Annotated in this window: 20 protein-coding genes; 17 read left to right on the top strand and 3 right to left on the bottom strand. The window is 40.8% G+C overall.

The window, feature by feature from the left end; genetic code table 11:
* Nucleotides 1-102: 102 nt before the first annotated feature.
* From trxB to DUT71_RS19290, 3 genes are all read left to right on the top strand, one after another.
* A complete protein-coding gene (gene trxB / locus DUT71_RS19300) occupies nt 103-1059 on the top strand; it encodes a thioredoxin-disulfide reductase (protein ID WP_113664186.1) in 957 nt (318 codons plus the stop codon).
* Nucleotides 1060-1220: 161 nt separating this feature from the next.
* On the top strand, nt 1221-3137 hold the full coding sequence (locus tag DUT71_RS19295) for a beta-N-acetylhexosaminidase (protein ID WP_113664185.1): 1917 nt from the start codon (nt 1221-1223) through the stop codon (nt 3135-3137).
* Between the two features lie 45 nt (nt 3138-3182).
* A complete protein-coding gene (locus tag DUT71_RS19290; protein ID WP_240186991.1) occupies nt 3183-3803 on the top strand; it encodes a hypothetical protein in 621 nt (206 codons plus the stop codon).
* Between the two features lie 237 nt (nt 3804-4040).
* Here the strand turns inward: DUT71_RS19290 and DUT71_RS19285 are convergent, their stop codons facing one another.
* Genes DUT71_RS19285 through DUT71_RS19275 form a run of 3 tightly spaced genes read right to left on the bottom strand, consistent with a single transcriptional unit; the run spans nt 4041 to nt 5698 of the window.
* Nucleotides 4041-4583: a DUF922 domain-containing protein gene (locus tag DUT71_RS19285; RefSeq protein ID WP_113664184.1), complete on the bottom strand. Its 543-nt coding sequence runs from the start codon at nt 4581-4583 to the stop codon at nt 4041-4043.
* A gap of 31 nt (nt 4584-4614) precedes the next feature.
* Nucleotides 4615-5214, bottom strand: a complete 600-nt coding sequence (locus tag DUT71_RS19280; RefSeq protein ID WP_113664183.1) for a hypothetical protein — start codon at nt 5212-5214, stop codon at nt 4615-4617.
* A complete protein-coding gene (locus DUT71_RS19275; protein ID WP_113664182.1) occupies nt 5201-5698 on the bottom strand; it encodes an RNA polymerase sigma factor in 498 nt (165 codons plus the stop codon). The genes DUT71_RS19280 and DUT71_RS19275 overlap by 14 nt, the downstream gene beginning before the upstream one ends.
* 230 nt (nt 5699-5928) lie before the next feature.
* Between DUT71_RS19275 and DUT71_RS19270 the strand changes: the two genes are divergently transcribed.
* The 14 genes from DUT71_RS19270 (at nt 5929) to DUT71_RS19205 (ending at nt 22882) form a co-directional block, all read left to right on the top strand.
* Entirely contained in the window at nt 5929-7350 is a 1422-nt protein-coding gene (locus DUT71_RS19270; protein ID WP_113664181.1) for a dicarboxylate/amino acid:cation symporter, read from the top strand.
* 2 nt (nt 7351-7352) lie between these two features.
* Nucleotides 7353-7856 (top strand): hypothetical protein, encoded by a 504-nt coding sequence (locus tag DUT71_RS19265; protein WP_113664180.1) that lies wholly within the window; start codon nt 7353-7355, stop codon nt 7854-7856.
* Nucleotides 7853-8356 carry a hypothetical protein gene (locus tag DUT71_RS19260; RefSeq protein WP_113664179.1) on the top strand — a complete coding sequence of 168 codons (504 nt, stop codon included), beginning with the start codon at nt 7853-7855 and terminating at the stop codon, nt 8354-8356. Before DUT71_RS19265 ends, DUT71_RS19260 begins: the two co-directional genes overlap by 4 nt.
* A gap of 217 nt (nt 8357-8573) precedes the next feature.
* Nucleotides 8574-9452 carry a heparin lyase I family protein gene (locus DUT71_RS19255; protein ID WP_113664178.1) on the top strand — a complete coding sequence of 293 codons (879 nt, stop codon included), beginning with the start codon at nt 8574-8576 and terminating at the stop codon, nt 9450-9452.
* A 14-nt stretch (nt 9453-9466) separates the two neighbouring features.
* A complete protein-coding gene (locus DUT71_RS19250) occupies nt 9467-10300 on the top strand; it encodes a hypothetical protein (protein ID WP_113664177.1) in 834 nt (277 codons plus the stop codon).
* A gap of 60 nt (nt 10301-10360) precedes the next feature.
* Nucleotides 10361-13045, top strand: coding sequence for a T9SS type A sorting domain-containing protein (locus DUT71_RS19245; protein ID WP_113664176.1), 2685 nt, complete (start codon nt 10361-10363; stop codon nt 13043-13045).
* Nucleotides 13046-13113: 68 nt separating this feature from the next.
* Nucleotides 13114-15060: a sialate O-acetylesterase gene (locus DUT71_RS19240; protein ID WP_113664175.1), complete on the top strand. Its 1947-nt coding sequence runs from the start codon at nt 13114-13116 to the stop codon at nt 15058-15060.
* Nucleotides 15061-15154: 94 nt separating this feature from the next.
* On the top strand, nt 15155-15898 hold the full coding sequence (locus DUT71_RS19235; protein ID WP_113664174.1) for a FadR/GntR family transcriptional regulator: 744 nt from the start codon (nt 15155-15157) through the stop codon (nt 15896-15898).
* A gap of 53 nt (nt 15899-15951) precedes the next feature.
* Complete coding sequence (locus tag DUT71_RS19230) at nt 15952-18084, top strand: heparinase II/III domain-containing protein (RefSeq protein WP_113664173.1); 2133 nt, start codon at nt 15952-15954, stop codon at nt 18082-18084.
* 126 nt (nt 18085-18210) lie between these two features.
* A complete protein-coding gene (locus tag DUT71_RS19225; protein ID WP_113664172.1) occupies nt 18211-18546 on the top strand; it encodes a cupin domain-containing protein in 336 nt (111 codons plus the stop codon).
* Nucleotides 18547-18657: 111 nt separating this feature from the next.
* Nucleotides 18658-19527 (top strand): alpha/beta hydrolase, encoded by an 870-nt coding sequence (locus DUT71_RS19220; RefSeq protein ID WP_113664171.1) that lies wholly within the window; start codon nt 18658-18660, stop codon nt 19525-19527.
* 104 nt (nt 19528-19631) lie between these two features.
* Nucleotides 19632-20654 (top strand): chondroitinase-B domain-containing protein, encoded by a 1023-nt coding sequence (locus tag DUT71_RS19215; protein WP_240186990.1) that lies wholly within the window; start codon nt 19632-19634, stop codon nt 20652-20654.
* Nucleotides 20655-20832: 178 nt separating this feature from the next.
* A complete protein-coding gene (locus DUT71_RS19210) occupies nt 20833-22110 on the top strand; it encodes an MFS transporter (RefSeq protein WP_113664169.1) in 1278 nt (425 codons plus the stop codon).
* A 19-nt stretch (nt 22111-22129) separates the two neighbouring features.
* Entirely contained in the window at nt 22130-22882 is a 753-nt protein-coding gene (locus DUT71_RS19205) for an SDR family NAD(P)-dependent oxidoreductase (protein ID WP_113664168.1), read from the top strand.
* The last annotated feature ends 263 nt before the right edge of the window (nt 22883-23145 follow it).

Genomic DNA, 23145 nt, shown 5'->3' with positions numbered 1-23145 from the left:
TAGCCCTGGCAACTAAACAAATTATCTCCACAATTTCATCTTTCTCCACAAATATTGCGCTTTAAGGCATAAAGATTAAATTTGCATCACAAATTACACACAATGTCTCAACAAGAAGAATTAGAACACGTAGAATGTTTGATAATTGGTTCTGGACCAGCAGGTTATACTGCGGCTATTTATGCAGCTAGAGCCGATTTGAAACCCGTATTATATACCGGTATGGAAATGGGCGGCCAGCTTACCCAAACTACCGATGTAGACAACTTTCCTGGCTATCCTAACGGGATTATGGGACCTGAAATGATGGAAGACTTTAAAAACCAGGCTGAACGTTTCGGTACGCAAATCCGTTTTGGATACGTAAGCTCCGTTGATTTTTCGTCATTACCGCACAAAGTAACCGTAGATGAAACCAAAACCATTTTAGCCGATTCGGTGATTATTGCAACCGGTGCAAAAGCCAAATGGTTAGGCCTGCCAAGTGAGCAGCAATACAATGGCTTTGGCGTATCAGCTTGCGCTGTTTGCGATGGTTTCTTCTTCAAAGGCCAAACTGTAGCCATAGTAGGTGCTGGAGATACTGCTGCCGAAGAGGCAACTTACCTGGCCAAACTTTGTAAAAAAGTTTATATGCTGGTACGTAGAGATGAATTTAGAGCTTCAAAAGCAATGGTTCACCGTGTGCTAAATACCGAAAATATCGAAGTACTTTACAATACAGAAACTACCGAGGTTATTGGAAATGGCAAAAATGTAACAGGTGTAAAAGTATTTAACCATAAAACAGAGGAGGCAACTACCTTGGATATAGAAGGTTTCTTTGTAGCTATTGGCCACAAACCTAATACAGATATGTTTAAAGGATGGTTAGATATGGACGAAACAGGCTATTTGCAAACTATTCCGGGTACTTCTAAAACAAATATCGAAGGTGTTTTTGCCTGCGGCGACGTACAAGATAGTTACTACAGACAAGCAATTACCGCTGCGGGTTCGGGCTGTATGGCCGCTCTTGATGCTGAAAGATATTTGGCTGCTAAGGCAGATACTAAATAGTTAATCCATAACCATATTCCGAAAGCTTCCCAAAACAATTGGGAAGCTTTTTTTATGTTTTCACTTTTTCCTTCTCGCTAAGGACCAAAATTTATATCTTGTAGCGTTAAAGTGCTTGTTAATAGCCTTAACCCAAACCAAAATATCATAAACCAAAACTGATGAAAAAATTTTTTTTAACGGCTTTCGCTGCGTTATTTTTACTAAATGCCCAAGCACAAACCGATGCCAATATGGGGATTATTCCTGCCCCGGTATCCGTACAAAAAGGAAGCGGGAGTTTTATTCTCGATAAAAACGTTGTTTTACTCAACAGCAATCCTAAAAACGCTAAAATAGCCGAAACACTTCGGTCATTTGTGGCAACCAAGGGATTAAATCTGAAACTGGTGAAAACCTTAGTTGCCGGACAAAAAGCCATAGAGCTAACCAGTACGGGCGCCGACCAACTACCCAACGAAGGCTACCAAATTAAAATAAGTAGCGGTAAAATTAAGTTGATTGGTAAAGATGCGGGACTATTTTACGCCCTACAGTCTTTTATGCAATTGGTGCCCGATCAAAAGCAGGCCGGTGCCATCAATATTCAAAACGCAGAAATTAACGACTACCCGCGCTTTAGTTACCGTGGTTTACATTTAGACGTGGGCCGCCATTTTTTCCCTCTTTCTTTCATCAAGAAATACCTGGATGTGATGGCGCAGTACAAACTGAATAATTTTCATTGGCACCTAACGGAAGATCAGGGCTGGAGGCTGGAAATCAAAAAGTACCCCAAACTTACCGAAATTGGCGCCAGTAGGAACGGAACCATCATTGGCAATTACCCAGGTACTGGCGGAACCGATAACCAAGTTTACAAAGGTTACTATACACAGGCCGAAGCAAAAGAGATTGTTGCCTATGCTGCAGCCAGATATATCAATGTTATTCCAGAAATAGAGCTCCCTGGGCACGGTTCGGCAGCAATTGCTGCTTATCCCGAGTTAAGCTGTTTCCCTGATAGAGATACTCCAATAGGAGATAAAACACCTTGGTCTGGCCCCAGAAACGGTAAGCAGGTTCAGCAAACCTGGGGGGTGTTTGATGACATCTTTGTGCCTTCCGAAAATACTTTCAACTTTTTGCAGGACGTGTTAGATGAAGTGATCGCCATTTTTCCTTCCAAGTACATCCACATCGGTGGCGATGAAGCTCCAAAGAAATATTGGAAGGAGTCTGAATTTTGCCAGCAATTGATCAAGGAAAAAAACCTTAAAGACGAACACGGGCTCCAAAGCTATTTTATCCAACGTATCGAAAAATACCTGAATGGTAAAGGACGCTCAATTATTGGTTGGGATGAGATTTTGGAAGGCGGTTTGGCCCCAAATGCTACAGTAATGAGCTGGCGAGGCGAAAAAGGAGGTATTGAAGCCGCACAGCAAAACCACGATGTACTAATGACCCCCGGATCAAATGGTTTGTATTTCGATCATAAGCAATCAACATCAGAAGACGAACCACTAACCATTAGCGGACGGGGCAACGGCTATGCTGATTTTATCAAGGTTTATAATTACAATCCCGTACCCGATGTGCTTACCGAAGATCAAAAGAAATACATCAAAGGGGTGCAGGCTAACCTATGGACCGAGTATATCGAAACACCGTCAAAAGCAGAATACATGGTTTTCCCTAGAATTTATTCCTTGGCCGAAATTGCTTGGACACCGCTTGCCAGAAAAGATATGAATAACTTTAGTAACGAGCGCTTACCTTTACATTTGGCCAGATTGGACCAAACATCAACCAACTATTGGGTACCCACAGCTGTTGGACAACCAAGTAAAATCATCAATGGAGAAAACCATGTCATTACTTTAGCTGCAGCTGTTTTGGGTGCCAAGGTTTACTATACTTTAGATGGGTACCGCCCTTCCGAAAATGCGGCCGAATACACCCAGCCTTTAAACATTAATGTGCCACAAGGCACCAAAAAAGTATTAAAAACCATTGTAATTACCCCAAGCGGCAAGCGTAGTGTGGTGGCCGAAACCATTTTGAATAATGGTGCAACAGATGCTAAAGTTAAATAGCCCTTTGCATTAAGTGGTAAAACACATAAATTGGCTTTTTAAATAATGATGAAGATGTTTTTAAAAGATTTTTTGAAATCTGTATTTGCCATTGGAGCAATATCTATAACGATTGTGGCCTGTAGTGAAAATGAAAAGACAGCGCAAACCCAGATAACGCCTGCAGAAACCAAAGCACCTAATCCGTTTCCTTTCTATAAAAGCATAGAAATTAAGCCCGGTTATTATTTTGAGGTGGTAAGTTGGGGCAAAGGAGTAGATAGTGTAGGTGGTTTCCTGATTTTAATGTCCGATTCAGCCAGGAATAACTATAAATCTATCTCGGTAGAACGAAACGGAATTATTACCGATGCCTGGAACATGGATTTGGACAACGATGGCAATCCCGAGATTTATGTACAGTCGCAGGTACGCCAAAACGTGGCCGATGTAAATGTTTACGAATTTGGCGGCGATTTTAATAAAATTAGTTTCCCGGGTATTAGCACCATGAAAGGTTATCAGGGAGATGATAAATTTTTCGTCAAAAACGGAGATTTGTTCCGGTCCGTACCCATTGTGCAGTCAGATAGTGGTAAAACCACCACTTTGGTAAAAACACTCAAATATCGTTTATCCGGTAATAGTTTTTCTTCGTCAGAAGTAAAACCTGGAGAGACCAATTAAGCAATTGCAAGTATAAGGGGCGAGGTTTTTAAATGCCCGCCCCTTTGTTTTTAACGCGAGTTTCATTATTTTTTTCGAATATAGCTATGGTTGTGGTCAGTCTAAGCACCACGTCATGCTGAATTTATTTCAGCATCTTTTTGAAATGAATGACCCTGAAATAAATTCAGAGTGACGCCCGACAGGCTTAGTGTACTATTGAAGCTTCTAGATGAACAAAATTGGGTTTTTAAAACACTATAACTTGCTCAATTCGCTTTCAAAAAATCTATTCCAACGTTCCTGAGCTTCTAAGTCAGAACCGTGCTTGGTTTCGGCATCATAGCGGTCTTGCATATTGTTGTAGTATTTGCTGAGCTCTTTCGCAGTTTTATCTACCAAACGTTTATAATTTTGTACGGTATATGGCTGATTGCGTAAAATTCGTTCGCCATTTTTTAACAAAAAGAAGTTAATGTAAACATGCCCCTGTTCGTGGTTCAACAAAATTTTACTGGTGTTTCTATTGCTAATACGCTCCCGCTTTACCCACGATTTATCGGCATCTACACCGCCCAAAAAACTGAAATCAATGGTTAGGTTGTTCCCTCTGGTTTTGGCATTATAGCCATATTGCCAAATGGTACTGGTAACCGCTGCGTATTGAGAATTGGCATCGGGAGTACCTCTAAAATGAGTGTCCCAATCAAGTGTTTCAGGGTAAATGCGTTCGTTTGGCACAAAAGCAGTCGCCAGCAAAAGTATCGCTAGCATCATCAGGTTCTTCTTTAGTGGCTTCATTTAACCATACAAGAACGAAACTTGTGCCAATTTATTCTGTTTCCCTAAATTGATTGCTGATCCGCTCAAACTTTTCGATCAACAGCGCAATTCTTTCCTTGTCTTTTTTAATAACTGCTTTTCTCACCAACGTAGAGCAGAATATGATCCAGCCAAAGCTCAATACCAAAATCAATGTTTGTAGCCAAAGCTCAAAGTTGTGCAAAACTTCATAGAAATAAAGCGCCATCCCCAATGATAGTACAATGACGTAAAACCAATATAAGCGGTTGTAAAGCTGGTGTCGTTGCAGTTGGTATATCTTTAGTTTTTGGAGGAAAATATTTGGGTTTTCAGTAAAATCATTTCTAGCAATTACACGATGGTTGCTGTACAAAATGATGGTGTAAACCGCTATTGCTAAAATAATGATGCTAATGCCAAAATGTGTAGAGATAGAAGTGACATCGTAGAAAAGCCAAATGGCTGCTACGGCAAAAATGGAAAGTGCCATACCGATAATATTCAATAGCGATTTGGTACGCATGTTACTCACATCCTTTTTGGCCTGCTTGAGCATATCGTCGGCAGATATTTTCACATCAACGGTATGCTTAGCCCATAATGCTTCTATATGATCAAATTCTTGCATGTTGATTGTATATTTCAGTAAGTTTCTGTTTGATGCGGTGGATTTTAACCCTTAAATTTCCTTCGCTAATGCCCGATATCTCCGCTATTTCGTTGTAGGGAAGCTCATCCAATACCATAGTAATAATCAAACGGTCGTTTTCTTCCAGTTTAGAAATCGATTTATAGAGTAAGGCGATTTGTTCATTTTTTTCAGAGTATTCCTCTATCTTATTTTCTATAATATTTTCGGTAAGTTCGTCTTTGGCCTGTCTTTTTTCGGAGCGTAAATAAGTTAAACAGGTGTTAACGGCAATCCTGTAAATCCAGGTAGATATTAAGGATTTGTTTCTGAACTTATCCAAGTTTTGCCAAACCTTTAAAAACGTTTCCTGTAAAAGATCATTCGCCGAATCCTTGTCGCCGGTATAACCATAGCACAAGTGAAATATCTTCTTTGAATTTTTATCGAAAATTTCTTTAAAAAGCTGATCTTTTCGGTCCATTTACTGTTTTTGTATGTCTATTAGAACAGTGTAACATTAAATTGTTACACCATAAACGTAGGCTAAATTAATAAATGTTTGTGTGCTAAATGCAAATATTTAATTTTGTCGATCTAACGAGGGCCAGGGCATTGCCATAGTAGCCTGAAGGCGAAGTTAGCACGAACCAAAAATAAACCAAATAGACTTTGTGCCTTTTGAACAATTAGACACAATAAAAAAACAACTAGATGAAAAAAACTAAAATAGGTCTCATCACCGTAATTTGTATTACCATTGCTTTAATTCTCACCCTGTTAAAAGAATTTGAGATTGTGCAAGTACCTGAGTTAGTGATGATGTCAGCACGATGGGGCCTAGCAGCCGTGTTGGTAGGATATGCCTTGGTAAAAAGAAATTTAACCACCTGGATATTGGTTTGTATGCTTTTAGGCGTATTTGTAGGTGTGGATTTCCCCAATTTTGCGGCGGCACTGCATCCGTTGAGCAAAGGTTTCATTAAGTTGGTTAAAACGATAGTTGGCCCAATCCTTTTTGGAACTTTAGTTTATGGAATTGCAGGCCACTCTGATTTGAAACAAGTGGGCCGTATGGCCTGGAAATCGATGTTGTATTTCTTTTGCGCTACATCATGTGCCATTTTCATCGGCCTAGCGGTCATCAACATTACCCATGCAGGTGTGGGTGTGGATATTCAGAAGATGCCTCAACAACAATTGCCAACAGCTAAAGTAGTGGATACGGAATTAGAGGCACTGCCAGGAAATGTACATGGCGTTTATAAATTTTCTCACTTCTTTTACGAATTGTTCCCGGAAAATATCGTGAAATCAATGTATGAAAACAAAGTGCTACAGATTGTAGTGTTTTCCGTGATTTTCGGTATTGGCTTGGCCATGGTGGAAGAAAAGAAGCGAAAGCCTCTGGTAGATTTTGCAGAAAGCCTGTCTGAAGTGATGTTCAAATTTACCAACCTCATCATGTATTTTGCACCTATTGGGGTAGGGGCGGCCATGGCGTACACCGTAGGCCATTTGGGGGTAGATATCCTGAAAAATTTATTTATGCTTCTCGGATCGCTGTACATTGCACTCATTGTGTTTGTGCTGTTGGTGTTTGTACCCATCATGCTTTTCCTGAAAATATCCATCAAAAAATTCATACAAGCGGTAAAAGAACCGGTTTCTATTGCTTTTGCCACTACCAGTTCAGATGCGGCGCTACCGAAAGCCATGAGCAACATGGAACGATTTGGCGTCCCGCGTAAAATTGTTTCTTTCGTAATACCAACAGGTTACAGTTTTAATTTGGATGGTACCTCTTTATATCTCTCTTTAGCTTCTATCTTTGTGGCACAGGCTGCAGGAATGCACTTAGGTATAGGGCAACAGTTGGCCATTGCGTTTACCCTCATGATTACTTCCAAAGGAGTAGCTGCGGTACCAAGAGCCTCGTTAATTGTACTTATTGCTACTGCAGAGCAGTTTGGCCTTCCGGTTTTCATTATTGCCGCTATTTTAGGTATAGATGAGTTGATGGACATGGCCAGAACCTCGGTAAACGTTATCGGAAACTGCTTGGCTACGGTAGTGGTAGCCAAATGGGAGGGTGAGTTTAACGACGAGGCATCGAAGAATTTTGTTGCAGATTAATTATGAGTTCAAAAGCGAAGAAGATTTTTTTAATACTGAGCGTAGTAGTGCCCTTTGTGATATACAGTGCTATTTACTACGCCCCCATGATTAAAAATGCGCCCTTCCAAGAAAAATACTTTGTTTCTTTAGAGTATAAATGGGGTACCGGAAAACTGGAAAACAGCTATAATTCGGTTACCGGCGAGTTTAAATATTTGGACAAGAATGATTCTTTGGTAAAAAGCCATTTCAAACTTAGCCAAAGAGATGTTAAATATTTGGATAGCATAGCTGATGTACAGGGCTTTTGGAATTTGCCTAGCGTAATTGCAAATAGCGAAGCCGATATGAACAATCCTAAGCAACTGCGCTATTTCATCAAATTCAATTATCAGAAAAAATCCAAAGAAGTAACCTATTTGCCTAGTTTTAAAGGTAGCGAGCGAATGAAAAGTGCAATCGGGAAAATGCAGAAGGAAATAGAACTTACCTTGATAGACAAGGAAACAGCCGTTAAACAATGAATGCCAAACAAAAATTCATCTTAAAGATCGCTTCTGTGCTGATCATCGTAATTGTTGGTGGTTATTACATCATGAAACTACGAAGTGGCGGCAAAAGAGCAGTGGCATTTGTAAGCCTTCAATATAAGTGGGGCGTAGGCGATACCCTGCAGAACAGTTATGATTCGAAAACCGGGCATTATCAGTTCCTAGACCAACGTGACCGTTTAATCAAGGAGAACTTTAAACTGCGAACCAATAACGTGATTTATCTGCACAGTAAAATTGATGAGCAAGATTTGCTCAATATTCCGGATACGGTAGCTAACGCCAATGCTAATCTGAAAGATCCAAAGATATTGCGCTACGAGTTTCAGTTTGTTTACGATGATACCACTAGAAATATCATCTATCTCACTAATTACGATAAAGATCCTGTGACTGGCAATAGAGCAGGAGCTTTACAAAAGGTGGTGCAGCAGATCATCAGCGAGGCCGAAGAACGTTTCGCTAGAAAATAAACATCATTTTATTTAGGTAAAGCCTCGTAGATTTTAAAAACCTACGAGGCTTTTCTGCTTTGGTAAAAACTACCCGTCATCCTATTCCAACCCGTTGTTGCTACCATAAAGATGTTGCAAAACCCGGCGTGTTAAAATTTTCTAAAAAATTTGCTTCGTAAGTTTATTTATATAAATTTGGTCAACCAAATATTGGTCAACCAAATTTAACCCCAGTATGAACAAGCAAAAACTGCTTTATGTATGGTGCATTTGTTTCTTCGGCTTTGCCTGTAGTAAGCAAAAAAGCGCTGTTCTGGAAAAAGAAGAGATTGCTGGTAGCGGTAATCCCACATCAAATGTTGAAGGAACCACTTTAACGGCCAATGCTGCGGTAGACACTTATCAATTGATCAATAACGTTTTTGGAGGTACAGGTGATGTTATTGAGGCTCCCGACTGTAGCCACGCTGCTTTTGGCAGGCATATCACGCAAGTTTACGACGGAGATTTAAAACGTACGGTGTTCGCTTTTAACATCCATGTTAAGCCTGATAATGATAAATGTGAGGACTCGGATAGGCAACGAAACGAGATCAAGACCTACGATAGATCACCTGAAAATTTGAAAGCTAGCAAAGATGAAAAGGTGCTGTACCGATGGAAGTTTAAATTGGATGCAGGTTTTAAGCCCTCCAGCGACTTCACCCATATTCATCAACTTAAGCCCATTGATGGCGATAATACCCTGCCAATCATTACGCTTACACCACGATACAAAGCTGGCGGTGACATTTTGCAGGTTATCCATACTGGTGATACCGATGCTACTTCGCAAAAATATATTGCTACGGTTCCTTTGGCCGATTTTAGGGGGCAATGGGTAGAGGTGACCGAAAGAGCCACCTTTTCTTTTGATGGCAAATATGAAATACAGATTACCAGGATTAGTGATAACAAGCTGTTGTTGAAGCAAGCTTTTACCCATATCGAAATGTGGCGGAAAAATACCACCAGTTGCCGCCCTAAGTGGGGTATTTACAGAAGAACTCTGCAGCCAGATATGCTGCGTGACGAAACCCTCTGGTTCAATGATTTCAATATCACAGAATACTAACCTTTAAAAAATAGATGATGAAGAAACTTTTGGTTTTGACTACTGCGCTCTCGGCATTAACATTTTCTACGATAACCTTCTCTGCGAGGTCGCAAGCACCAGTTATTAATTATGATTTTGGAGACAAAGAAGCCACTTTCAATCCTAATCCAGGAGCATCTTCTACCTCTTTTTTGCCAAAAATCGTTTTAAATAAGGCAATTAAAGTAAGGATTCGTACTGCTTCTGATGGTACAGGCGCTTTTAATTTAGTGAAAAGCGGGGCTAGCTTTATCAAAGGTGCTGGTTTGGAAATTGTAGCAGGCACTTCTACCAGCAAGTTTTCGATCTATAACCTTAATTTAGAAGGCATAGTTAAAACCAGCTTCAATTTGAAAATAGATGAAGCTGTGGCTGGACAATGGGTATTTGCCAATGGCAGTGCTGACAATTCTGATGACCTTTTTCAAGGTAATGGCGGAATCAAGGAAACTTCCACAGAGATTTTTACTGGTTTAAGATGGAATTTGTCGGCTGCTAATGCAATCAATTTTTATACCCGCACTGGCGCTAAATGGACTTCGGTAAAAGGAGCATCTTTTTTAAAGAATACAGATTATCTCATAGAAGTTTATAGTAATAACAGTGCCGAAGCGAGAAAATATACCAAAGAAGGCGAACAAACCTTAAATGCTGGAACTTACCACATTTGGGTAAATGGCAAACGTTTAGCAGGTGAATTTACTGGCGGAGGATTAGCGCCAAGCAAAGGCCTGAACGGCTTTGTTTTCTATGGTGTAACACCAAAAGGCAATGAAACCATGGCCAAAGCCTGGCTGGACAATCTGGAAATCAACGGAAACTTATAGCAGAAATAACCGGAGGGCCTAACCAGCCCTCCTTAACCCATAACCAAATATTAAACGCATATGAAAAGAATTTTACTTTTAATGATTTTAAGCTGCATGGCCATTGCTGGCTTTGCACAAGGTACCTATTACTGGGTGGGAGGAGCTACAGCGACTTGGTCATCATCTGGAAGCTGGAATACTGTTTTAGGAGGAGGTGGAAGCAATAGGGCTACTCCGAATACTGGTGATATTTTAATTTTTGACGGTTCAAATATCGGAGGAGGGGCAACGGGAATCATAACTGTAGTACCAAATACGATAGAAGTTGGCCAGCTACGTTTACAGAATAACGCTGAGGTAAATTTTGATCGTACGGCTACTACAGTGGGTGCAATAACGGTAACTGGGGGGGTAACTATCTCAGAAAATAGCAAATTGACGCTCGCTGCTAGTTCAGGAACTATTAGCTTAGTGTTGCCCTCTAGCGCTGTAAGCGTAGTTAGGGGCGAACTAAATTTAGCATCAGGTTTAAATCGAATTTATGTCCAAGCGGCCAGCGGTTTAATTTTTGAAACAGGAAGCGTTTCCAATTCATCTTCTACAACTAATCCCTTTGGCTCTCTCTCGTCTGGGCAATCAGTTGATAAATCTGTTGTGTTTAAGAACGGCGCATCATTGGTTTATAGAGGTGGAAATAACCCATTAGTAACCAGTGGCACTTCTATGGTTGTAGATTTACAAAAGGGGAGTAATTTAATCATGCGTGCTGCTAATCCAAGCAGTATGTTTAACGGGAAAACGCTTCCTAACGTTTTTGTTGAGAATAATACCGTAGTTAACCTAGTTGAAAATTTTACAAGTATAGATAATTTAACTATAGCGGCTGGCTCAGAATTTTATCTAAGGTCAAGTGGAGTGTCAACGTTTAAAGGAAATATTCTAAATAATGGTACATTCGGAGCTGCTACAACATTATCAACTGACGGCAATTCACAAATTATAATAGGTAGCTCTCAATTATTGTTGAACGGGACTGTTCCTCAAACTGTTTCTGGAAATGGAATCTTTAAGGATCTCGGAGCCTTATCAGTTGGTAGCGATGCCACTGTTACTTTAAGCTCAAGTTTAAATTTGGCTGGTTATAGTAATACTACCAGTTTAACCCAATCAACATCATCTATATCAGGTAAGATAAATTTTATTAACGGTGCTAGTTTAACTGGCCCCGGTAGAATTAACTTTAGAACTAAGGTTTTACAGAATTTTACAATAATGCCATTTTCATCTGGTGCTACCACATTAGAAATGGTAGATGCGGCTCAGTTTAGTGAAGCAGAGATTGCTCTGGGAGTTTTAGTTTCTGGACCTCAAATTCCACCAAATACTTACATCATTGGTACCGCAAGTACTGCAAAGCAATTTACAATTTCGAATCCTGTAACAGGATCTGGTAGTGCAATAGCATTCACCACAAAGACACATTTTTCTACAAATAATCCTCTTGGAATTGATGGAGCTGTGCAGTTGTCGGGTACAAAGTCTTTTGGAGCAGATATGGACTATACTTTTGACGCTGCTACAATTACACCGTTTAGCACTTCAAATAACAATGCTCTTGGCAACGTAACTTTCAATGCGGCAGCCATTACAAATAGAAGCGTAACCATCAACGGCAAGCTAACCTTAAACAATGCCATCCTAACCGTGAGGGAAGGTGATAACCTGAATTTGAATAGTGCCAGTATCAATACAGGTACGTTTAACGCTTCATCATACATTGTCACCAATGCCGTGGGGGCAAGTACAGGGGTGGTTAAGGTTGCAGATGTTAATGCTTCTACGGTTATTCCAGTAGGTACAGCAGCTTATTACACACCCGTAACGCTAAATCCAACTTCCATTTCCAATTTTGATATCAATGTATTTCAAGGTGCAACGGCAGACGCTACGCCTAATGGAACGGCATTAACAGCAGCCCAAAAATTGAGAATGGTAGATGCCGTTTGGAACATCAGCCGTACTTCGGGAACGGGCAATGTCGACGTGACTTTAAGCTGGGACAATGCTTTAGAGGGGGCTAGTTTTGCGGGCTTTGGTAATGCGCAAATTGGTGTGGCCGCTTATACTTCGGGTGCTTACGGAACTTTTACGGGTACTGGCAATGCAGCGGCTAATACTGCCACCATTATTACGAGTGCATTTTCTCCGTTTGTAGTGGGCGAAGCGAACACCACTTTACCATTGAGATTATTGAGTTTTACAGCCAAAGAAAGCTTAAACAGTGTGAAGTTAGCTTGGCAAACTACCGATGAGGTAAATTTGAAAGAATATGTTTTACAGCATAGAAATGCCAATGGTTTCGAAAAAATCTATACGGTAGCTGCGAACAATAAAGCAGGAATTTTTAACTACGATTACACTCATTTAAATCCTACGGAAGGCATTAACTATTACCGTTTAGTAGGCGTTGATCAAGATGGCACAGAACATCCTAGTGAAGTAAGATCGGTAAGAGTGGTATTAGGCAACGCCGTAGCGGTTTATCCAAATCCAGTGACGCAGAACAATATCATTGTTGCAGGTACCGTAAATGGCGACGTGATCAAAATCATCAATATCCAAGGCCAGGTCATGTTAACCAAACCAGTAAGCGGCAACCAATTGCAAGAAATTAACGTGCAGCATATCCAAGCAGGAACTTATATGCTATCTATAGAGAATGCTGGAAAAGTAACAAGCACCAAAAAAGTAATTAAGATATAATAAGTTGTAAGTTTTAGGTGAAACGTTCTATGTCTAAATACTAAAATCTAAATACTAACTACTACATAATGAACAAACACTCAAAAGCAATATTAACGTTAGGTTTATTCCTCTCCATTTCTGCTAATGCATTGGCAAAGGTGAAATTGCCGCAGATTTTCGGAAGCAATATGGTTTTGCAAAGAGATCAGCCCATTAAAATTTGGGGTTGGGCCAACGCCAGCGAAAAGGTGACCGTGAATTTTAAAGGAAGTGATTATACCACACAAGCCAATGCGGATGGCAAATGGCAGGTGATCATGAAAGCCGCTCCAGCCGGTGGACCTTTTGCGATAAAAATCAACGAAATATCCTTGGAAAATGTGCTTTTGGGTGATGTTTTTTTATGCAGTGGTCAAAGTAACATGGCCTTCCTACTGATGAAGGCTGATGGTGGAGAGAAAGATTTGGCCAATTCTGCTAATCCAAATATTAGGGTGTTAAATGTGGCCAGGGATATTGAATTTCAACCTTTAGATGATCTGACCAAAAAAACACCTTGGCAGCTCGCAGGTCCGCAATCGCTTGGAAAATTTTCGGCGGTAGCCTATTATATGGGCCGTAAACTGCAAAAGGAACTTAATGTACCCATTGGTTTAGTCAGTAGCGCTTACGGCGGAACAGTAATTGAAGGTTTCATTAGTGCGCCTTCTTTGGATACCATTGCCAGATTAAAGCCGGTTTTAAATCAAATAGGGAATAAGAACCAAAAGCAATACATCGCCGCTAAAATTGCAGAGTTGGAAAAATCACATGGTAAATTGAACCAATATACCAATACCGAGGTACTTTGGGATACCATTAGCCCAACGCTTCCAGTTTATGCCAAGAATTGGGAAACCATGAAATTGCCCACCTTATGGGAAAAAGCGGGTCTTCCTAATGTAGATGGCGTGATTTGGTTTTATAAAGAAGTGAATTTAAGCAGTACCGATTGCGAGAAAGAGGCTTTCCTGAGTTTAGGTAGAATTGCCGATCAAAGTGTGGTTTTCTTTAACGACCAAAAACTGGGTTCTTCACCTGACAGCCGCGATCTGGTCAGAGAATTTACCGTTGCCAAAAGCTTGCTAAAGCCTGGAGTGAATAAAATCATGGTTCGGGTAGCAAATAAAGGAAGAAATGGTGGCATTTGGGGACCGCAAAGCAAACTGTTCTTTAAAGTTGGAAATCGTAAAATCGCCATTGATGGAAACTGGGCTTATAAAATCCAGGAAATTAACATTGCGGTACATCCAAATGATGTGTCTTCGTCCATCTACAATGCCATGATCAACCCTTTGACGAGTTTGCAGTACAAGGCCGTGATTTGGTATCAGGGAGAAAGTAACGCCAATTGGGCGGATGAATACGAAGGCCTATTAAAATCATTGATAAAAGACTGGAGAAGGCAGTTTGACCAACCAAAATTGCCTTTCGTAATTGTGCAGTTGCCTAATTATAAAAAAGTGCTCAGCACACCAGAAGTAAATGCTACTTGGGCATTGTTGAGGGAAGGACAAGATAAGGCCTCTCGTCAATCCAATGTAGGCTTGGTCAATATCATCGATTTGGGTTTGGCAGATGATATCCATCCAACGGATAAATTTCCAGTAGGAGAGCGTGTAGCAGCTAAAGTACAACAATTGGTGTATGGCCAAAAAGTAGCAGCTGATGGGCCGGTATTTAAATCAATGAAAATTGAAAATGGCAAAGCGATACTCGAATTTGACCATGCAGACGGTTTGACTGTAAACAGCAAAGCGGAACGTAGTAATTTTATCATTGCGGGAAAGGATCGAAAATTTGTTTGGGCGCAAGCTAAAATAGAAGGAAATCAAGTACTGGTTTGGAGCAATGAAATTAAAAATCCAGTGGCTGTACGTTATGCCTGGGCCGATAATCCCGGGAAAAGTTACTTCTATAATGCCGCAAATTTGCCAATGAGCCCGTTTAGAACCGATAATTGGAAGATTGATTTAGAGGTAATTCCAAGATAAAATGATTTAATTTGAAATAACTTTTTGAATACCCAATTGAATGTTTATTTTTGGTAAACCAATTAATTGGTCGACCAAATAGAAAAACCAAGAAATGAAGTCATTGATAGAAAATATTACCGCCATACAGGTGGAGTCGCCAGTCGATAAAATTATTGGTCAGTTAAAGCAGTTGATTATCTCTGGCCAATTAAAACCAGGAGATAGATTGCCAGCAGAAAGAGTGCTTTCTGAACGTTTTGGCTTAGGAAGAAGCTACATCCGCGAAGCGATATTGAAACTAGAGTTTTACGGTCTTTTAAAAACCAACCCGCAAAGTGGTACTTACGTGGCAGGTTTGAGCATCAACGTGATCGATAACATCATTTCAGATATCATCAAATTTAACAAGGACGATTTCAATGCCTTGATTGAGGCACGTTATCACTTGGAGCTGAACGCGGTGAAATTGGCTGCCGAACGTAGAAGTGAAGAAGATTTGGAAAGCCTTAGGTTGGCCATGGAAGCTTACGAAAATAAGGTTGGTGCCGGTGGCGATGCCGTAGAGGAAGACATGGTCTTCCATATCAAAATTGCCAAGGCAACCAAAAATTCGGTCATCGAATCCATGATCTTGATTTTAGTGCCTGATTTGATTAAAAATATTGTAGAAAATAAAATCTGTGGCGACAATAGGGCTAAAACAGCTATTGAAGAGCACAGGATGATTTATGCCGCTATCGAATCGCAAGATATGGCCAAGGCAGAAGAAGCCATGGCTGGTCACCTTGATGAGATATGGCAAATTAGTAAAGCAGGTTTTGCTGCACAAAGTATCATCAACGAAACAGAGAGATAATTCGATAAAATAGGTCCATCCTAGCTTAATCAATTAAATATAAATTCAAGCGTATGAACTACTTAAAAAAAGTGGTATTAGTATCTTTTTGTGCCTTTTTTAGCCTATCGCTAATGGCGCAAACACATCCCAGCATTATGCTAACCAAAGCAAATGTGGCGGCCGTGAAAAAAGGCGTAAATACCTATCCACTTTTACGCCAATCATACCAAGCGGTTAAAAATGCGGCAGATAAAGCATTGGCACAACCTATTGTGGTACCTGTGCCTAAAGATGGCGGCGGTGGTTATACGCATGAGCAGCACAAAAAAAATTACAGCAACATGCTGAACTGCGGAGTAGCTTATCAAATCTCCGGAGAAAAGAAATATGCAGACTACGTGAAAAACGTAATGCTCAACTATGCTTCGCAATATGAAAAATGGCCCCTTCATCCAAAAAGAAAAAGTGAGGAAGATGGTGGACGTATTTTTTGGCAAAGCCTGAACGACTTTGTATGGCAGCTATATACCATACAAGCTTATGATTTGGTTTATGACGGGATTCCTGCAACTGACAGGAAAACCATTGAAGAAAAATTGTTCGTGCCTATCCTCAAGTTTTTTACCGAAGATAGGTACGACGTCTTCAACAAAATCCACAATCATGGTACCTGGAATTTGGCGGCTGTTGGTATTACAGGTTACGTGCTCAACAAACGTGAGTACGTAGAAATGGCTATTAAAGGCTCTAAAAAGGATGGTAAAACCGGCTACTTGGCGCAAATAGACCAACTGTTTTCGCCTGATGGTTATTATATGGAAGGCCCGTATTATCAGCGTTACGCCTTATTGCCTTTCGTATTGTTTGCCAAAGCGATCAACAATTACGAGCCTTCACGCAAAATTTTCGAATACAGGGACAAATTGCTTTCAAAGGCAATCCATACCTCATTGCAAACTTCTTACACCGATAAAACTTTCTTTCCGTTAAACGATGCCATCAAGGACAAAACCTACGAGTCGGTGGAATTGGTATATGGAGTTGATTTGGCTTATGCCGATATTAAGGCAGAGGTTGATTTGCTGGACATTGCCAGGCAGCAAAACCGCGTAATTGTTTCTGATGCGGGCTTAAAGGTAGCGGCAGATTTGGCAGCTGGAAAAGCAGTTCCATTTAAATACCAAACGTTGTGGATTAGAGATGGAGGTAAAGGCGATGAAGGTGGATTGGGTATTTTACGTAACGGTCCAAACACCGATCAGCAATGTGTGGTGTTGAAAGCTGCTTCACAAGGAATGGGCCACGGGCACTTTGACCGGTTAAACCTATTATTTTACGATAACACTACCGAAATTTTCCCCGATTATGGCGCAGCTAGATTTTTAAATATCGATACTAAAAATGGTGGTGGTTACTTGCCCGAAAACAATACTTGGGCAAAACAAACGGTAGCCCATAATGCCTTGGTGGTAGACCAAACTTCACACTTTAATGCCAAATTGGGGCCAGCAGATAAAGCCAGCCCAACCTTGCTATACTTTTCAAACCAGCCAAATTTAAAAGTGGTGAGCGCTAAAGAAGACAAAGCTTATACCGATGTGACCATGCTAAGAACTTCGGCATTGGTAAAAGTTGAAGGTTTGGATAAGCCTTTGTTAATTGATGTGATGCAGGCGCAATCAGCCAAAAGTCATCAGTACGATTTGCCGTTTTGGTACAAAGGACAATTGGTAAACACTTCGTTCCCTGTTACGGCAAAAGCGAATCAGTTAACCGCACTTGGAGATAAAAATGGCTATCAACACATTTGGTTAAACGCCAGCAATCCATTGGAGGGCAAATCGGGAATGGTAGGTTTGTTGAACAAAAATCGTTTCTACACCACACATTTTGTGTCTGATAATCCACTAGAAGTGAAGTTACTTTCTATAGGTGCCAATGATCCGGAAATGAACTTGGTGGATGGCAAGGCATTCATGCTATCAAGCAGTGGCCAAAATCAAACCTTTGTGAGCATTACAGAAACGCATGGCGGTACAGATCCAATCAATGAAACGGTTTCATCGGCTTTGCCAACAGTGAGCGGGCTAAAGTTGATTAAATCAGATGCACAACAAACCATTATCAGCTTTAAGGTTAATGAAAGGACCTATACCTATCAGATCAACTATACAGAGAAACAGAATTATATATCATTAAGATAAAGGAATAAAGAACAAAGAGTAAAGACTTTCATCGCCGCTTTTCTCTTCCTTCTGGGGATAGGGTTTGGTGACTAGATATAGTATCCTCTAAACAACAAAACATCCAAAAAACAAAAAAACTATAAAATGCAAAGCGAATTATTTCAAATAGAAACAGAAACCACTTGGGAAGATTTAGGTAACGGTGTTCAACGTAAAATCTACGGTTATGATGATCAAATCATGCTCGTGAAAGCCAAATTTGAGGCAGGAGCCATCGGTCCCTTGCACGAGCATTACCACGTACAAGTAACGTATGTAGAAAGTGGTGTTTTTGAAATGACCATTGGCGATGAGAAAAAAATCATCAGAAAAGGCGATGGTTACTATGTGCCACCTCACGCAGTACATGGTTGTGTATGTATTGAACCAGGAATTTTAATTGATGTTTTCGCGCCTCATAGAGAAGATTTTATTAAGTAGGGTTTTCCTCCCTCTTTAATTCTCCCTCCAAAGGGAGATACATTGCGCCAAAGCGCTTTGCTTATCCCCCTCTTTGAGGGGGCAGGGGGAGGAAATAAAATAAATGACAACATGAAAAAAATAATCATAAGCTGCTTACTACTAATAGCAGCAAATTTTGCACAAGCACAAGAAACCGCAGAGGTTAAAAAAGTAACTTATCCAACAGGTTTTTCTGAGCAATTAAATGTGGTTTATGCCAAAGTTGGCGATTGGGAAGGTAAAATGGATTTGTACTTGCCGCCGGCAGATAAAGGACCAACACCTATTGTCATCAACATTCATGGTGGTGGTTTTAACAAAGGAAATAAAGAATCGCAAACAGGCTTTAACAGCTTCTTTAAAAACGGATATGCAGTGGCTAACATTGCTTATCGTTTGGTACAGGTGGCGCCAGCTCCTGCTGCGGTTGAGGATACCCGTTGTGCTTTGATCTACCTGATCAAAAATGCCAAAGCCTTAAACATCGACCCTAATCGGATTGTGATCATGGGTGGTTCGGCAGGTGGGCATTTAGCCTTAATGGGCGGTTTGTTAGGTAACGACACCAAATTCGACGGTAACTGCCCAGGGGTGAAAGACGTGAAAGTGGCCGCTATTATCGATAAATACGGCATTACCCACGTAGGCAACTGGCCAAGTAGCTCGGCTAAAAGATGGTTGGGCGAGAAAGCTAATGACCAAACTTTCGTGCAGTCGGTTTCTCCTTTATATCAGGTAAAGAAAAACAGCCCACCGGTATTTATTGTACATGGTGATGCCGATCCGGTGGTACCTTACCAACAATCGGTAGACTTGAAAAAGAAGTTGGATGAATTGGGCATCAAGAACAAATTCATCACGGTTGAAGGTGGAGAGCACGGAAAATTTCCAGCGGAGAAAAATTCGGAAGTAAACAAAGCAATCATCGATTTCTTAAAGGAATTAGGTATTCACAAATAGCAATAAGAAGCTTCGCAAGTTCGTAGTGGCTACCCTTTGCTCGTCTTTGCGAGGAAGAATGGCGAAGCAATCTTATCACGAATAAGTAAGAATTTATAGCATCAATGCAAAAGATCTTCAATATATATTTGGTTATGGCCGCTATTGCGATCTCAACTTGTGCAAGTGGGATGGGGTATGCAATACGGCCTTTTTTTCGAGCATTATCGAAGCCGATTATTGTAGAAAACAGCAGCCAGCTGAAACGGGCATTAGCTACGGCAAAACCGGGAGATTCGATTGTTTTAAGAGATGGTATATACGACGGTAAATTTGTAATTGAGGCATCAGTTAGTGGTACATCAAAGCAACCTGTGGTGCTAACAGGCGGTAGAAATGCGATCCTTGATGCGGGCAACAACCAAACTGGTTATGTACTGCACTTAAAAGCCAGCTATTGGAAACTGAAAGGATTTACCCTGCAAAATGGCTTGAAGGGTATTGTGGCCGATGGGGCAAGCCATAATATTATTGATGGTGTTTTGGTAACGCAATTAGGCGAAGAAGGAATCCACTTCCGGGCTTTCAGCAAACATAACATCGTTAAAAACTCAGAAGTAACCCATACCGGAAAGAAAAGCCCAGGCTACGGCGAGGCCATTTACATTGGCTCGGCCTACAGCAATTGGGCCAAACACAGTGATGGAAAGCCAGATCAATGCGATTCGAACCAAGTGCTGAACAATAAACTGGGGCCTTATGTAGCGGCCGAGTGTATTGATGTTAAGGAAGGTACCACAGGGGGCATTATCCGCGGAAACACTTTCGAGGCGCAAGGAATTACAGGGGCCAACAGTGCTGATAGCTGGATTGACCTGAAAGGCAACCATTATTTGATTGAAGGAAATACGGGCTACAATACACAGCCTTCGGTGTTGTTGGATGGTTATCAGGTCAACTGCGCTTATGAAGGCTGGGGCTCGTACAACAAGTTTAAAGGCAATATCAGCCATTTAAATACCGATGGTTACGGCATTAACGTCCGCTTAAAAAGCGCAAAAGGCGAAGCCGTAGGGAATGAAGTTTATGCAGATAACAAAGTAATTAATGCTAAGGGCATTACAAATATTCAACTGAAAAAAGAATAAAGCCATTAATAAATAATATTGGAAGCCATGGTTGTCATTCCGACTGTAGCGCAGCGGAATGGGGGAATCTTTGGAGATGTAAAATTTGGAATCAAAGATTTCTCGACTACGCTCGAAATGACGGACGTTTCGTTGAAGGCGAGGCTAAAGTAAATATCGAACTGAAAATAAAATAAATATGAAAGTAAAAGGATTACGATGGTGGATTATCTCGCTAATTGCGTTGGCAACGGTAATCAACTACATCGATAGAAGCGCGATTAACATTCTTTGGCCTTATATCTATAAAGAATTTGGCATTGCCGATGTTGACAATAAAAGTGCCTTAGCACTAATCACTACTTTCTTTATGATTGCCTATGCTTTAGGCCAAACCTTTACCGGTAAAATGATGGATGCCATCGGTACCCGTATGGGCATGACTTTATCCATCTTGGGATGGAGCATTTCCATTGCCTTGCATGCCTTTGCCAAATCGTTGCTTTCCTTCAACATCTTTAGGTTTATGCTGGGTTTTAGCGAGGCAGGTAACTGGCCAGGAGCTACCAAAAACAACGCAGAATGGTTTCCGGCTCGAGAAAGAGGCATTGCACAAGGGATTTTTGGCGCAGGAGCTTCGTTAGGTTCGGTGGTTGCCGCCCCAATAATTGCCATGTTGTATGTGATTTTTGGTTGGAAAATGACTTTCGTCTTAATTGCGCTGTTAGGCTTGATTTGGATCATCCCATGGCTTTACGTAAACAAAGCCACTCCCGATAAGCATCCGTGGATTACCGAAGAAGAACGTAATTATATTTTGGCAAAGCCCGAAGTTAAGGATGCCGTAGAAGTAGAAGAAGCGCCGGTACTTACTTGGAAGGAACTGCTAAAATTCAGAAATACCTGGGGAATCATCACCGGCAGGTTCTTTATTGATCCGGTTTGGTGGTTGTTCGTAACCTGGTTGCCAACTTTCCTTAAGGAACAATTCATGTTCGATATTAAGCAAATTGGCGCTTTTACCTGGGTGCCCTACCTATTTGCTGCCATTGGAAGTTTGGTAGGTGGTTACCATGCATCTGCCCAAATTAAAAAAGGTATTGAACCCCAAAAAGCACGTAAAAATGCCATTGCAGTAGGTAGCGTAATTATGTTGGTTTCATTGGTGGTTATTGTTTACCAGTTAGGCAGCTTAAAAGACACCCCAACCTTGGCCATGGTACTGATTGGCTTTACGCTGTTTGGCTTCCAATACCTCATTGGTAACATTCAAACGCTTCCTAGCGATTATTTCAACGGTAAAAACGTAGGAACAGTAGCAGGTATGGGCGGTACGGCAGCAGTAGCGGGAACTTTGCTCACAACTTGGGCAGTTCCGGTGATTACCCAAACCAGCTATGTGTCGTTCTTCGTGTTGGCAGCAGTATTAGTGCCAGTTTCATGGTTATGTATTAAATATATCTCATCAAAAAAATAAAGAATTAAATAATAATAGTATGCGTTTAAAAAACAAAGTTGCGATAGTTTCTGGGGGCTCTAGAGACATAGGTAGAGCAGTTTCTTTGCAGTTGGCAAAGGAAGGAGCCAAAGTGGTGGTAAATTACTTTGACAATAAAGATTTGGCCGAAGAAACCTTGAAAATGATACAAGATTTAGGCGGCGAAGCCATTATTGTACAGGCAGATATGACCAAAGCTGCTGAGGTAAATACCTTGGTAGCTAAAGCTAAAGAAGCTTTTGGTGAGGAAATCAATATCTTAGTAAACGTAGTTGGCGGTTTGGTTGCTCGCAAAACAACTGCAGAAATGGACGAAAATTTCTGGGATTTCGTCATGAACGTCAACTTGAAATCTGTTTTCTTGGCGGTTAAAGCGGTTTCTCCTTTCATGCCAGCAGGTTCTTCTATTATAAACTTCTCTTCGTTAGCCGCTAGGGACGGTGGCGGTCCAGGTGCAAGTGCTTATGCTACTTCAAAAGGTGCCGTAATGACTTATACTAGAGCTTTGGCAAAAGAATTTGGTCCTAAAAACATCCGTGTAAATGCTTTGGCACCAGGAATGATTGCCACTACCTTCCACGATACCTTTAGCAAGCCTGAGGTAAGAACCAATGTAGCCAATGCCACTGCCTTGAAAAGAGAAGGTGATGCACAAGAAGTGGCTGACCTAGTAGCTTACCTGGCTTCAGATGATTCTAGCTTCTTAACAGGTAACAACATTGATATCAATGGTGGCTTAGCATTTTCTTAATTGAAAAAATACACCGTTTTTATTTAAGGTTTTCAATAAATTTAAATACTCAAAAAAGGGGTGGAGCTTGGTTTTAAAAGACCATCCCTTTTTAAAAGCCAAAACAACAACCAAACAAACTAAAACACTTATAGCCTGCCAGAACCAATAAAATGCAGGAATAAGTAAAGATTTATCAATCAAAATTCCCTTCGCTCTGAGGAAAATGCCAATCGGCAAAAAAACTTTTCCTCGTATTTTTTTTGAATATAAATAATAATGAT

This window comes from Pedobacter nanyangensis (genome assembly GCF_003313505.1).
Classification (GTDB): Bacteria; Bacteroidota; Bacteroidia; order Sphingobacteriales; family Sphingobacteriaceae; genus Pedobacter; species Pedobacter nanyangensis.
This window is presented reverse-complemented; position numbering and strand designations above follow the sequence as displayed.